The organism is Paenibacillus sp. FSL R7-0331, from assembly GCF_000758645.1.
Taxonomy (GTDB): Bacteria; Bacillota; Bacilli; order Paenibacillales; family Paenibacillaceae; genus Paenibacillus_AQ; species Paenibacillus_AQ camerounensis.
In genome coordinates this window covers 6,675,483-6,689,302 of the sequence record NZ_CP009284.1, presented here as the reverse complement: position 1 = coordinate 6,689,302, position 13,820 = coordinate 6,675,483, and the positions used below count along the sequence as shown (strand labels likewise).

11 protein-coding genes are annotated in these 13,820 nt (G+C 53.5%); 6 read left to right on the top strand and 5 right to left on the bottom strand.

The window, feature by feature from the left end; genetic code table 11:
* Nucleotides 1-49: 49 nt before the first annotated feature.
* The 5 genes from R70331_RS29100 to R70331_RS29080 all read left to right on the top strand — a co-directional run bounded on the left by R70331_RS29100 (nucleotide 50) and on the right by R70331_RS29080 (nucleotide 6,692).
* Nucleotides 50-1,813 carry a sensor histidine kinase gene (locus tag R70331_RS29100; RefSeq protein ID WP_042181574.1) on the top strand — a complete coding sequence of 588 codons (1,764 nt, stop codon included), beginning with the start codon at nucleotides 50-52 and terminating at the stop codon, nucleotides 1,811-1,813.
* Nucleotides 1,788-3,449 carry a response regulator gene (locus tag R70331_RS29095; RefSeq protein WP_052419267.1) on the top strand — a complete coding sequence of 554 codons (1,662 nt, stop codon included), beginning with the start codon at nucleotides 1,788-1,790 and terminating at the stop codon, nucleotides 3,447-3,449. The genes R70331_RS29100 and R70331_RS29095 overlap by 26 nt, the downstream gene beginning before the upstream one ends.
* 91 nt (nucleotides 3,450-3,540) lie before the next feature.
* Nucleotides 3,541-4,932, top strand: coding sequence for an ABC transporter substrate-binding protein (locus tag R70331_RS29090; RefSeq protein ID WP_042181573.1), 1,392 nt, complete (start codon nucleotides 3,541-3,543; stop codon nucleotides 4,930-4,932).
* A gap of 170 nt (nucleotides 4,933-5,102) precedes the next feature.
* A complete protein-coding gene (locus R70331_RS29085; RefSeq protein ID WP_042181571.1) occupies nucleotides 5,103-5,477 on the top strand; it encodes a winged helix-turn-helix transcriptional regulator in 375 nt (124 codons plus the stop codon).
* Between the two features lie 78 nt (nucleotides 5,478-5,555).
* Nucleotides 5,556-6,692, top strand: coding sequence for an NADH-dependent flavin oxidoreductase (locus tag R70331_RS29080; protein WP_042181569.1), 1,137 nt, complete (start codon nucleotides 5,556-5,558; stop codon nucleotides 6,690-6,692).
* A 121-nt stretch (nucleotides 6,693-6,813) separates the two neighbouring features.
* Here the strand turns inward: R70331_RS29080 and R70331_RS31770 are convergent, their stop codons facing one another.
* The 5 genes from R70331_RS31770 to R70331_RS29060 form a co-directional block, all read right to left on the bottom strand.
* Nucleotides 6,814-7,437 carry a hypothetical protein gene (locus R70331_RS31770; protein ID WP_156131215.1) on the bottom strand — a complete coding sequence of 208 codons (624 nt, stop codon included), beginning with the start codon at nucleotides 7,435-7,437 and terminating at the stop codon, nucleotides 6,814-6,816.
* Between the two features lie 295 nt (nucleotides 7,438-7,732).
* Nucleotides 7,733-8,965, bottom strand: a complete 1,233-nt coding sequence (pepT, locus tag R70331_RS29075; protein ID WP_042181567.1) for a peptidase T — start codon at nucleotides 8,963-8,965, stop codon at nucleotides 7,733-7,735.
* Nucleotides 8,966-9,176: 211 nt separating this feature from the next.
* Nucleotides 9,177-9,848 (bottom strand): sortase, encoded by a 672-nt coding sequence (locus R70331_RS30840; RefSeq protein ID WP_052419266.1) that lies wholly within the window; start codon nucleotides 9,846-9,848, stop codon nucleotides 9,177-9,179.
* Between the two features lie 17 nt (nucleotides 9,849-9,865).
* Nucleotides 9,866-10,876, bottom strand: coding sequence for a hypothetical protein (locus tag R70331_RS29065; RefSeq protein ID WP_042181566.1), 1,011 nt, complete (start codon nucleotides 10,874-10,876; stop codon nucleotides 9,866-9,868).
* A 480-nt stretch (nucleotides 10,877-11,356) separates the two neighbouring features.
* The gene (locus tag R70331_RS29060) at nucleotides 11,357-12,373 is read right to left on the bottom strand and encodes an LLM class flavin-dependent oxidoreductase (protein ID WP_042181564.1); all 1,017 of its coding nucleotides are present in this window, start codon (nucleotides 12,371-12,373) and stop codon (nucleotides 11,357-11,359) included.
* Between the two features lie 417 nt (nucleotides 12,374-12,790).
* On the opposite strand from R70331_RS29060, the gene R70331_RS29055 reads away from it, so the two are divergent.
* The gene (locus R70331_RS29055; RefSeq protein ID WP_042181562.1) at nucleotides 12,791-13,795 is read left to right on the top strand and encodes a LacI family DNA-binding transcriptional regulator; all 1,005 of its coding nucleotides are present in this window, start codon (nucleotides 12,791-12,793) and stop codon (nucleotides 13,793-13,795) included.
* The last annotated feature ends 25 nt before the right edge of the window (nucleotides 13,796-13,820 follow it).

Sequence of the window (13,820 nt, the reverse complement as noted above, 5' to 3'; positions counted from 1 at the left end):
GCTGACACGGCGATTGTCCGGGCAGCCAGCCGGTGAAGGATGTGGAATTATGCTGAAGGCCTGGCTGTACCGGACCTCACTCAAAAAAAGAATATGGCTGTCATTCACCCTGCTGACCGTCTTTTGCATCTCAATAACCGGGCTGGGGGCCTACTCGATTGCTTCGCGGGCGATGGAGCGCAACTCCACCGACCTGAACCGCAATGTGCTCAACCAGTCGGTCAATGTGCTGGACCAGAAGCTGAAGCAGATTATTGTGGCCTCCTCGACTATTATGCTGAGTGATGCCTATAAGCAGACCATAAGAGATATACAAGCGAATAATACGGATCGGTACTTTGCGAATTTCTCCGTGCTGCAGAACCCCTTTACCCAGGCGGAGCTGACGGAGAATTCCATTGAATCGATCCTGATCAGTACGCCCGGCGGAGATTTCTATTCCGCCGGTAATCTGCGTAGAACAGCGACTCCATTTATGGAGTCTTTGCTGTATCAGCGGATAAGGGAGAATCCGGAATCGAACTGGGTGGAGAGCCATCCCGACGAGCTGTTTGCCGGCAAGCATCAGGTTATCTCTCTGCTGCTGCAGCCGCTGACGGAGAATTATGTACCCGATGTATTCCTCGCGGTCAATGTGAAGGAGGATATTCTCGAGGATACGGTCAGCGGAGGCGCCAGCCTCGGCAGTGCCAAGTTCATGCTGGTGAACAGGGCGGGAGACAGTGTCTTTGGAGACAAGGAGCGGCCGGACTGGTCGCGTTCGGCAGACTTTATGGACCGCATGCTGGAAGCGGACAGCGGCAACTTCGAGTATCCGGCGGCAGGCGGCACCATGCTGGTCAGCTATGCCGAGTCGGGCTATGCCGATGACTGGCTGCTGGTCAGCTACCTGTCCAAAAAGGAGCTGCTGCAGCCTGTGCGCAGCATCCAGTGGCTGGTGCTGATGGTCATGGCTGCCTGTGTGGTAATTGCCCTGCTGTTGTCCCGGTACCTGTCGGCCCTCTTGCTCGGGCCGCTGCTGAAGCTGCAAAAGACGATGTCCCGGGTGGAGCAGGAGGACTTAGGCGCCCGCTTCGAAAGTCCGTTCCAGGATGAGATCGGCGATGCCGGCCGCAAATTCAACCAGATGCTGGACCGGATCGGCGAGCTGATCACCGAGGTAAAGGATACGGAGAAGGAAAAGCGCAAGGCGGAGATCAAGACGCTGCAGGCGCAGATTGAGCCGCACTTTTTATATAACACGCTTAATACAATTTTCTGGAAATGTGAAATGGATGAATATGAGGACGTGAAGCAGATGGTGATCTCGCTGTCTGCCCTCTTCCGGCTAGGCCTTAACAACGGGCAGGAGCTAACCACGCTGGGCCGGGAGCTGGAGCATGTCCGCCAGTATCTGAATCTCCAGCAGCAATGCTATGAAGGGCTGTTCGATTACACAATAACCGCCGCTCCGGAGCTGCTCGACCTGCCTGTACTGAAGATCATTATCCAGCCGCTGGTGGAGAATTCCATTCTGCACGGGCTGAAGGAGCTGAGGGGCGGAGGGCTGATAACAGTTGCCGTGACCAAAGAGGACGGGCAGCTTGTAATCCGGGTCACCGACAACGGGACGGGCATGGACGCGGACAAGCTGAACGCCCGGCTGAAGGAGCCTGTCAGCAGCGGTGGTTATGCCCTGACCAATATCTGCAGCCGTCTGCAGATCTATTACGGCAGGGAGGGCGGACTCTTGTTCCGCAGCAGCCCGAATACCGAGACCGAAGCGGTTCTCTCATTCCCATTGGAAGGTGGAGTTTATCCTGAAGCACGCTGAACCCATTAAATTATGCATAGTTGATGATATTCCGGCCGTTGTCCGGGGTCTGTCGCAGCGGATTCCCTGGGAGGAGCACGGTATTATAGTAGCCGCCACAGCAGCCAACGGAGAGGAGGGCCTGGTGCAGATCCGTAAGCACCGCCCGGATATTGTCCTGACTGATATCCGTATGCCCTTCACCGACGGGCTGACGATGATGCGGACGATTCTGGCTGAGCAGCCGGAGATCAAGCTGATTTTTCTGACCGGGTATTCTGATTTCTCTTACGCCCAGGAGGCGGTAAAGCTCGGTGCATTCGACCTGATCGTCAAGCCGTTTACCCGGCCGCAGGTGCTGGAATCGGTCCTGAAGGCCAAAGAGGTGCTGGAACGCGAACGCTCGCAGGCCGAGCAGATGCGGGGAATGGAGCAGAAGCTGCGCGAGAGCATGCCTTATCTGCGCCAGGAATATATGCGGCTCCTGATCCGTTATGGCAGCCGGCAGCAGCATCTGAGCCAGCAGTGGGATTTCTATGCGATTCAGATGAAGCGCAGCGGCTTTTTCGTGATGGTGGCGGAGATTGACTTTTTTGCTGACCGGACGGCATCGATGGCTGTATCTGAGGTAGAGCTGATCCGCTTTGCGGTGCAGAACATTCTGCAGGAGACAATTGCCGCCTACACCGACGGGATTGTGTTCCGCGAGCATGTCAATCAGTTCGTAATTGTCATGAATCCGCCGTCTGCGCTTGATGCCGAGCAGCTGGCTGAGAAATGCCGTGAGAATGTCTGCAGGCATACCTACCAGACGGTGTCGATTGGCCTTGGCAGCGGCGTTGAGGAGGCCGGGCAGCTGTCGGTATCCTATGCCCAGGCTATGTCCGCGCTGACGAACACTTTTTTGACCGGAGGCAACAGTGTCTACCGCTATGTGGAATCGCCGGAGGCGGATGCCGCCCTGCCCAGATACTCTTATGATAAAGAGAAGGAGCTGCTCTATTGTCTGCGCTCGGCTAATCTGGCCAAGGCGGAGGAGCAGCTGGACGGGATTTGGAGCGAATGGGTAAGCTCTCCTGTTCTGCCCGATCCGGCCATCGTCAAGACCATGTGCCTGGAGCTGGCCCATTCCATTCACCGGGTCTTCTCCGACAAGGCCTCGGACGCTGAGGTCAAGACGCTGGAGAAGAAGCTGGCCGAGATGAATGGAGCCGCTTCCTTTGAGGAGCTGCGCAGGCAGATCCGCGATTTTTGCAGCCAGGGCTGTGCCTATGTGCAAATCCGCCAGACCAGCGATGCCCGTGTGCTGGTGGAGCGGGCGATCGCCCACATCAACGGCAATCTGCACCGCAACCTGTCCGTTGCTGATTGTGCTCGTGAGGTGCATCTCAGCCCGAGCTATTTTTCCAACCTGTTCAAGAAGGAGATGGGCATGACGCTGGCCCAGTATATTATCAGCCGCAGAATGGAGAAGGCTAAGGAGCTGGTGCTTGAGGGCATGCAGGTGCAGGATATCGCTGTCTCGCTCGGTTATGAGGACCGGCCTTATTTTACAGAGTTATTCAAAAAATACACCGGGATGACCCCCACCGACTTCCGTTCGAAGTACAGTTCCGCCGTACAGCGAGGAAACAGTGATTTCGTCTCCCCTGAATAGTTGTTTTCCCCTTCACTCACAACAGGGCAGTCATTCTATACTTTTTATATGAAATGAATGCGATTACAAACATAAAGGGAGGTTTTATTAGATGAAAAGAAATCAATGGATGCTGGCGGGGGCTTCGCTGCTGCTGGCGGGTTCGCTGGCCGGTTGTGCATCTTCCAATAATACAAATGCCGAGGCGGAAGAGGGTAGTGCCGCTGCCGGACAAACCAAGCTGGTCTACTGGTCGATAGACCGTCATGATTCCGATTTTATTGAACAGAAGATCAGTGAATACGAGGGGCTTAACCCTGATGTGGATATCGAATTCAAGGTGATGGCTGATAACTATGCACAGTCCGTGGATATTGCCTTCTCCAGTAAACAGGCGCCGGACATTCTGCGTGTGGATACCGGCAACGTGCCGACTTGGGTGAAGAAGGGCTATCTGGAATCCTTTGACGAATACATTACGCCGGAGATGAAGAGCCGGTTCGAGAGCATTCTGATTAATGAAAAGAATACCGTTGACGGTAAAATCTACACCCTGCCGAATATCGGCCAGTTCTGGCGCCTGATCTACAACGTTGATCTGTTCGAGCAGGCCGGCATTACCGAGCCGCCGACTACACTGGCTGAGATGGTCGAGGATGCCAAGAAGATTACCGAGGTTGGCAAAGCCAGCGGCGCATACGGACTTGCCGGCAACTTCAAGAGCGGCAGCGGCTTTGAGCGTATCGCCCATCCGATTACAACGCTGAGCAAGACCGAAGGACAGGAAGGCTTCAACTTCCAGACCGGACAATTTGATTTTGGCATGTACAAAGAGACACTTGAGGCGCTGCGGCAGATCGTTGAGGACGGCAGCATGATGCCGGGCTCGGAATCACTTGATATTGACCCGCTGCGTGCACAATTCGCCCAGGGCAAAATCGGAATGTACTTTAACCACTCTGTAGAGCCAAGTGTATACAAAACCCAGTTCCCGACTGAAATCCGCTGGGCTGCAGCACTGCCGCCGACCATTGACGGCCAGCAGAACGGTGCAAGCCAGGTTATCTCCGGCAGCTATCTGGCAATGAGCAAGGATTCGGCCAACAAGGAAGCAGCCTGGAAGTTCATCGAATGGATGTACAGTGATGATGTGCAGACTGCTTACCAGGAAGGCGGATACGGCGTGTCCGTTATCCCTTCTGTAGCTGCTGCTGCCAAAGCTCCGGATATCCCGGGCATCGAGTACTTCCTGCCAACCAAGTTCGACGGAATCTATCCGGCTACTCCATTCGGTGCAACTGAAGGACGTCTGGAAGGAACCAAGAAGATGGACGTGTTCAACAGATACATCTTTACCGGCGGAGACCTTGATAAAGAAATTCAGGATCTGAACACCCGTTATAATGCGGCACTGGAAAAAGCAGTCGCTGCAGGAGATACTACAGTTGAAGCACAGCCGGACTTCAGTGCAGCTGATCTGCAGGGAAGCCTGGTTATCGAGTAAATTCAGTTAATTAGACCGCGGGCCTTGAGCCTGCGGTCTTTGTTGTTTCATGAGTGTGTTTGGCAGCGGCGGGCCGGATGTCTGTGCGGATGTCCGTATGGATGGCGGTGATGTGCGGGAGCCGGGTGTTTTGTAGTATGATAGGTAAGAATGAAAGGGGGGCGCATATCTTGGCAACGGAAATTAAAGACCGTATCAATCTGCAGGAAATTAACTGCGAGAAGGAGCTTACGCTTGCTGTTATCGGCGGCAAATGGAAGCTGATCATCCTGTGGCATCTGGGCCTTGAAGGCACCAAGCGCTTCAGCGAGCTGAAGAAGCTCATTCCCCATATTACGCAAAAAATGCTGACCAACCAGCTCCGTGAGCTGGAGGAGGATCGGCTTGTATTAAGAAAAGTGTATGCCGAGGTCCCGCCGAGAGTAGAATACTCTTTGACGGATTACGGGCAAAGCCTGCTGCCGGTGCTTCGGATGATGTATGACTGGGGTAAGGATTACGGGAATAATGTAGTCTGGAAAAACAACAGCCAGACTGGAGAATAGCACTGTTATCCGGTGACGCGTGCAAGATGCGGGTGTAGTATAAAGGATACAGATACAATAATGGAGGGATTGTTCGAGATGCCGCACACTGATTATCGTCCGCTATTGGACTCGTATGCATTTAGTAATGGAATTACCCTGCGTAACCGCGTGGTTATGGCACCTATGACGAATTTCTCTTCCAATGAGGATGGTACGGTCTCCGGACCTGAGCTTGAATATTATATCCGCCGCTCCAAAGGCGCCGGTATGGTTGTTACAGCATGTGTCTATGTAAGCCGGGGCGGCAAGGGCTTCCCCGGGGAGTTCGGCGCTGACCGCGATGAGCTGATTCCGAGCCTGCGCCAGCTGGCTGCAGCGATTAAGGGTGAGGGTGCCAAGGCCGTGCTGCAGATTTTTCACGGGGGACGCCAGTGTCCGCCGGAGCTGCTGCCTGACGGCCAGACCGTCAGCGCCAGCGATGTTCCGTCCGAGCTGCCGGGCGGCGGGCACGGGCCTGCACCGCGCACGCTGACTGATGAGGAGATTCAAGTGATTATCGCTGATTTCGGTGCAGCGACCCGCCGGGCCATTGAGGCCGGCTTCGACGGCGTTGAAATCCATGGTGCTAACGGCTATCTGCTACAGCAGTTCTTCTCGCCGCATTCCAACCGCCGCGAGGACCGCTGGGGCGGAAGCCTGGAGAAGCGCCTGAGCTTCCCGCTCGCTGTTCTGCGTGAGGTGAAGCGCGTGGCGGGCGAATATGCATCCACTCCGTTCATTGTCGGCTACCGTTTCTCTCCGGAAGAGCCGGAAACACCGGGAATTACAATGGCTGAGACGTTCGCGCTGATTGATGCGCTTAAGGAAGAAGGACTCGACTACCTGCATGCCTCGCTGATGGAGCTGTGGTCGCTGCCGCGCCGCGGCACGGAAGACGGGCGGCCGAGAATCGAGCAGATCGTCGACCGCGTGGGCGGTGCCGTGCCGGTCATCGGTGTCGGCTCGCTGTACAAGCCGGAGGATGCGCTGAAGAGCCTACACACCGGCATTGAACTGGTGGCGCTCGGCCGTCCGCTGCTGATTGATCCGGACTATGTGCAGAAGCTTGCGGAAGGCCGCGCCGGCGACATCATGACAGAGCTGGACACCTCAGCCCAGGCCGAGCTGGTCATACCTGACCCGTTGTGGGGCGCAATCTCCCGCCCGACGGGCTGGCTGCCGCTTAAGGGATAGAGTGCTCTGGAGGCGTTCCGTGCGCCGCTGCCTTTGGTGTTATGGCAACGTTGGCGGGCCGGCTGGGCCTGGGACGGTCCGATGGCGGCCTGGGAGTGCACCATTAAAGGGGAAAATCCCTTTAATGGCACTGGTGATGGCCTGAAAGTGTGAGATTAAAGGGAAAAATCCCTTTAATGGGCTGTTGACGGCCTGAAAGCGACTGATTAAAGGGAAAAATCCCATTAATGGGCTGTTGGCGGCCTGAAAGTGACTGATTAAAGGGAAAAATCCCATTAATGGGCTGTTGACGGCCTGAAAGCGACTGATTAAAGGGAAAAATTCCTTTAATGGGCTGTTGACGGCCCGAAAGTGTGAGATTAAAGGGAAAAATCCCATTAATGGGCTGTTGGCGGCCTGAAAGTGACTGATTAAAGGGAAAAATCCCTTTAATGGGCTGGTGACGGCCTGAAAGCGACTGATTAAAGGGGAAAATCCCATTAATGGGCTGTTGGCGGCCTGAAAGTGACTGATTAAAGGGAGAAATCCCATTAATGGGCTGTTGGCGGCCTGAAAGTGACTGATTAAAGGGAAAAATCCCATTAATGGTGCTGGTGACGGCCTGAAAGTGACTGATTAAAGGGAAAAATCCCTTTAATGGGCTGTTGACGGCCTGAAAGCGACTGATTAAAGGGAAAAATCCCATTAATGGGCTGTTGGCGGCCTGAAAGTGACTGATTAAAGGGAGAAATCCCTTTAATGGCACAGCAGCAGCCCATTAGCCCGCCGGAGCCGCTGCTCAGGGTCTGACACGGCCGCGCCGCTCAACCAGCCAGTCTCCTGGTTCAGGGTTGCCGGAGACTTGGTGCCAGCTACGCAACTGGCGTAAGTGATGGAACCCCTCAAGGGAAGCATAAATAGATACAAACAGCCCCCGGCTAAAAGCATCCGCTTTGCCGGGGGCTGTTTTGTATCTATTGTTCAATGGAAAATGCTGAAACTGCAATAGAGGCTAACGTAACGTGTAACCGCCACTGCCATCTGCCGATCCCAAGCGGAGGTTAAGCTTTTTCCTCAAACAGCCTGGAGATTTCTACGATTACATTCACGGCCTTGAGCATAACATCGACTGAAGCATACTCAAATTTGCCGTGGAAGTTCTCCCCGCCCGTGAAAATATTCGGCGTAGGCAGTCCCATATACGACAGCTGCGAGCCGTCGGTGCCGCCGCGGATAGGGCGGATTACCGGTGCAATGCCGAGATTCTCCATTGCTTCGTGGGCGATATCGACGATGTGGCGGACCGGCTCGATTTTTTCGCGCATATTGTAGTACTGGTCGTTCATCTCCAGCAGTACATTCTCATCCCCATAGGTGGATTTGAACTCGTCCACGATAGCGGAGATGTTCGCTTTGCGGTTCTCGAAGCTCGCACGGTCAAAGTCGCGGATAATATAGGCCAGCTTGCTGTGCTCCGCCGTTCCCTGCATGGAGATCAGGTGATAGAAGCCCTCATAACCGTCTGTAAATTCAGGCGATTCGCCGGCAGGCAGTCTGAGATGGAAGGCCATTGCGATTTTGGAGGAGTGGACCATTTTACCCTTGGCGGTTCCGGGATGGACGTTGACGCCTTTAAAGGTGATTTTGGCGGAAGCGGCATTGAAACTCTCGTACTCCAGCTCGCCGAGCGGCCCCCCGTCAACCGTATATGCATAGGAGGCGCCGAAGGCGGCGACATCGAACTTGTGCGGTCCGCGTCCAATCTCCTCATCGGGAGTGAAGGCTACACGGATTTTGCCGTGTTTGATTTCGGGATGGGTGATCAGATAAGCCATAGCAGTCATGATCTCGGCAATTCCGGCCTTGTTATCTGCACCCAGCAGGGTGGTGCCGTCTGTTGTAATCAGGGTATGCCCTTTGTATTCAGGCAGCTCCGGGAAGCTGGCCGTGGACAGGATAATATTCTGCTCCCGGTTCAGCACGATATCGCCGCCATCATAATTTTCGATGATCTGTGGCTTCACGTTGGCACCAGTAAAATCCGTAGCCGTATCCAGATGGGCCAGGAATCCGATCGCCGGCACTTCCTTATCGGTGTTCGCAGCCAGAGTAGCCATCACATAGGCATGCTCGTCCACGGTAACTTCCGTTAGTCCCAGCTCCTGCAGCTCGTCCGCCAGCTTGCGGGCCAGCTCCATTTGCCCCGGGGTAGAAGGACAGGTATCACTTTCTTCATTGGACTGGGTATCCATCTGTGCATAGGATACAAACCGTTTAATCAGTTCATCTTTCACAGGTAAGTCAGCTCCTCTTCATCTAAAATATGTTTAATTACAGGATGCCCTATACATAAGTCTGATAACTGCCGCAAAAACAGGCTGCCCGGGTATGCCGGTACAGCCGGTGTTGCCTGCCACATTACTCGCAGTACTATATTATCATGTTCCGTGCGCGGACTCATCTTTTGGCTGGATATTTCGGCGGATTGGACGTCTGCCGGCTTACTTACTCTTGCTTCTGCGGCTGCGGCTCGCTCTTGATCAGCACGGCAGACAGCAGATACCGTTCCGGCGCCGTTCCTGCATAGCTAAAAGGATAGCAGGTAATCAGTGTAAGCACAGGGGTGCTGCTCGGCTGAATAGCTCCCCGCTCCTCTCCGTCTACAATGGTGCTGCCGGTCACCTCGTAAATGAATGTTCCATCGAGCGTTTCTACCTCGATCAGATCATGCTCCGCAAGTGTGCCGAGTCCGCGGAACACTGTATCCCGGTGTCCGGCCAGCACACTGTTGCCGTCCGTGCCGATCGCTGCGCTCCCCGAATAATGTCCGGCGCCTTTCTTCAGCTGTGCGCGCTGCGTCCCTTCGAGAATAGCAACCCTGCGGTCCAGTGCGGGAAAATAAATCTCACCGATAATCTCGCCATCCGCATATACCGCCTGTGCATTCTTTGTTTGCACAGGCAGTGTTACCATCCCCGGAGGCAAGGGTATCTCTTTCTCGACTTGAACAGAGGGAACTTGGGCTTCCTCCCTCTTTTTGTCCCAGTCTTGCAGTGCCTGGCGTGCCTCTGCAGGAGCTTTGAAGATCTGAAAGGCTGAGTAGAGCAAAACAGACAAAGAGAGTATGAGGATTAGGCGGACGGCGGCGATAAGTATCCCCGGACGCGGCTTCCTCATACTCTCTTCCCCCTCATTTACTTCTTAGACTTCAGTCTGCGCAGCAGGATGATGCTAAAGATGGCTGCTGCCGTGCTGATCAGGATCAGGTTATACCAAGGCTCAGCTGTATCCGGCAGTTCGTTGCCGGCGTCCGGCCCGGAGAGCGGAAGCTCTTCATCATCGATTGCAAGCTCCTGGTCAGGTGACGGGGCAGCAGTGCTGCCGTTATCTACGCTGCCTGCATCCGGAGTTGGTCCTGCCTCGCTGTTATCCCCTTCATCTCCGCCCAGCGGAACTGGAGGATCCGTTACAGTCACCTCACCATTGTCAGGCACCGCCGTGGCAGCGGCGGATGGTGTTGCCGAAGGCGCCTGCGTGTTAGTGCCGCCAGGATACGCTGTGGCTGCAGGCGTTGGTGTTACTTCAGGTGTTGGAGCTGGTGTAGCTGAAGCTTCAGGTGTAGTGCCCGGACCTCCGGTCGGCTCTGGAGAAGCGGAGGCAGCTGGTGTCGGAGTGGCTTCAGCGGAAGGCGCAGGTGTTGCTGAAGGTTGAGGGCTGGGCTCCGTTGTCGGCTGCGGGACGGCAGAAGCAGTAAAGTTAAAAGTAACACTGACCGTCTTCCCCTGAAACTCATTGCCTGCCTCCAGAGGAAAAGTGACATCCATTTGAATGGCTTCCTCTGATCCTCCAGCCAATGAGCCGACGGCAACCCTGCCTTCAGCCTGGCTCATTACTCCTGAATAGAGCGTTACTCCCTCTTTTTGCAGCGTCATCTCCAGAATTTTGTATAGCTCTGCATCTCCTGAAAGGAATTTGAAGTCTACAAAATAATCAAGTGCCTGTGATCCTTCATTAATCATCGTGTACTCTGACAAGCTTTCGTCTCCGGGCTGCATATTGTTCATCACCGCTGTACTCTTTGAATTCGAATGAACAGTGAGCTTGATGGTATCCTCTGCACTTACTCCTCCGGCATGCCAGACTACACCAGTTATGAGCAACATCATATACGTGCCAATCAGGGCGATCTGCCCTATTTTCTTCATCCGCCGCCGCCCCTTTCTTCTCGAACACCCTGCCGTATTCCATAGCTCGACACAATAACGCTGATACCCCGTAATTTCTCCACTACGTTGTCGAAAGAAGTAGTATTTTTGAGAACTACTATTTTTATTGATGATCTGAATGCGAATTTAATAAGAGGCTACTTGGTGGCTTATATCATTTTTATGTATGTTCGTTATAACGAATAACTACAGTATAATCAATAAAGTTAACAAATAAAAACACTTAAATTATGAATATTTCTTTAAAATAGCGAAAAAAATGCATATTAGGCATTATTTACGCCGGATAACTTCGAAATGTTCATTATTTCTTTAGATATCATGTTTATGGATGTATTTTATTGAGAACGTTCAGGTCTGGTGAATATAAAAAAAACAAGACAGCCTGTCCGGGAGCGGCATAATTGCCGGTCTCCGTGTGACTGTCTTGCTGAATGATCAAAAAATCTGCTGATTTGGTTAATTTTCTTTAAAAAGCTCCGATACCAGCTCATAGGAACGCAGGCGTGCGGTATGATCGAAAATCTGGGAAGCAATGATGAATTCATCAGCATCCGTTTCTTCGAGTATTTGCAGAAGCCGTTCCTTGATAGAGGCTCTATCCCCGGCAATGGAGTATTTCTGCTTGTCCAGAAGAAGGGCTCTTTCCTGCGGCGACCACAGCTGCTCCATATCGTCCACCGGAGGCTGAAGCTTGCCTGTGCGGCCTCGGATAATATTCAGGAATTGCTGCTGCTGCGAAGTAGCCAGCCAGCGTGCAGCCGGAGCAGTATCGGCAGCGGTGATCCCGAGTCCGACCATCACATGCGGCTTGTCGAGTGCAGCCGACGGTTTGAAGCTGGTGCGGTACAGATGTAACGCAGGCAGCAGATAATCAGGGGCGAAGTGGCTGGCAAAAGCGAACGGCAATCCCAACTGTCCGGCTAACTGGGCGCTGAAACCGCTGGAGCCAAGCAGCCAGATCGGCACATTCAGGCCTTCGCCCGGTGTAGCACGTACCCCGAGCGGGCGTGATCCGGCACCGTCCGGATCGAAGTAGGCTCTGAGCTCACTAAGCTGCTCAGGGAATTCACTGCCGTCGCTGCCGAGGCCGCGCCGCAGCGCTCTTGCTGCTGCCTGATCGGAGCCTGGCGCTCTGCCGAGGCCGAGGTCGATACGTCCGGGAAACAGCGATTCCAGGGTTCCGAACTGCTCTGCAATCATCAGCGGAGCGTGGTTGCTGAGCATGATTCCGCCTGAGCCGACGCGGATGCTCTTGGTTCCGGCAGCTACATGCCCGATAACAACAGAGGTTGCTGAGCTCGCAATGCCGGTCATATTATGATGCTCCGCCAGCCAGTAGCGGTGATAACCCCACTCTTCAGCATGGCGTGCCAAATCCAGTGTATTGTGCAGTGAATCCGCTGCTGTTCCGCCCTCTACAATCGGAGCAAGGTCCAGCACAGAAATCGGAATATCCCGCAGTTGCTTCACAATAATCCCTCCAGGTATGAGAATTAAACGATTTATAAGCTTTCAGCAGTATTTGCAGCTGTAAATAAATCTACCCGAAAAGTATAACATGAAATAATATTATTTACACACTTTAAGTAAGTTTGTGGCGCCAGGGAAGTGGGTGAACAGGGAATCAGTGACGTCAGAGCAGGAGATCTGCCATTCAGGCAGCAGTTTAGACCAGGGAGGGCGGCGGGAGTGAATCGCAGGCATCCCGTAGGGCGGAGATGATTTTGGGAAGCTTTTCAAAGCCGCAGCATGGTCCAGCCGCCATAATTCAGTGCAGCCAACATCATGATCATAATTTAAATGTAAACGCTTAATTTATTCTCTTGTCAATTTCCGGAAGCCCTGCTATAATCGCCTTGAAAAGCTTTTCTAAAAAAAGGAAGTTAGTCTATGAAGCCAACGATAAGAGATGTCGCCAGAATGGCAGAGGTGTCGATCAGTACCGTATCCCGGGTCATGAATGCGCCGGAGACCGTCGTGCCGGGTAAACGCAGCAGGGTTATTGAAGCTATCAAGGAGCTGAAGTATCAGCCCAATGCGTTCGCACGCGGGTTGATTTACAAAAAGTCTTTTACACTGGGGCTGCTGATACCGGATATTGAGAATCTGTATTTCGCCGGGATGATCCGCGGAATGCAGGACGCCTGTATTAAGCTCGGGTACAGTCTGATGATCTGCAATACAGACCGTGAGCTGGAGCGTACCCTGTCCTACATGGATACGTTTCATGAGAAGCAGGTGGACGGAATTGTGTTCGCAAGTGATATGCTGTATCCGGAGTATTATGAGAAGCTTACGGATTGCCGCATTCCGTTTGTCCTGGTATCCTCCCACTCCGATGAGTTCGAAGTGCCTTCCCTTGAGGTGGATGATGAGCTGGCTGCCTATGATGCAGTAAAGTTCCTGATTGAACTGGGTCACAAAGAGATCGGCATGATTGGTTTCAATCATGATAATTCGGTGTCAGGGCCGCCGCGTGCCGCCGGGTTCGTCAGAGCGCTGACAGAATTCGGGCTGGAGCGGAATGCCGGAAAGATTAAGTATGCCAATCACCGTTTTGAGCAGGCATATCAGGCGGCACATGAGCTGTTCAGCGATTATCCTGAGCTTAGCGCCGTATTCTGTGTAGCAGATGAATTTGCGATGGGTACAATCTCGTACCTGAAAGACCGCAATATTCTTGTACCGGGGCAGGTATCCGTTGTCGGGTTTGACAACCTGCGGATGTCCGGGATGTTCATTCCGAAGCTGACGACAATTGCACAGCCGATCTACCAGCTGGGCTACCGGGCTGCCGAGAAGCTGCATGAACTGCTGACTACGGGCAATGTTGCTGTAATGAAAGAGAAAATGGAGCATAAGCTGATTGTGAGAGAATCCTCCAGGGAAAGGTAAGCTTAGCCTGCACAGGTTAAAGTAA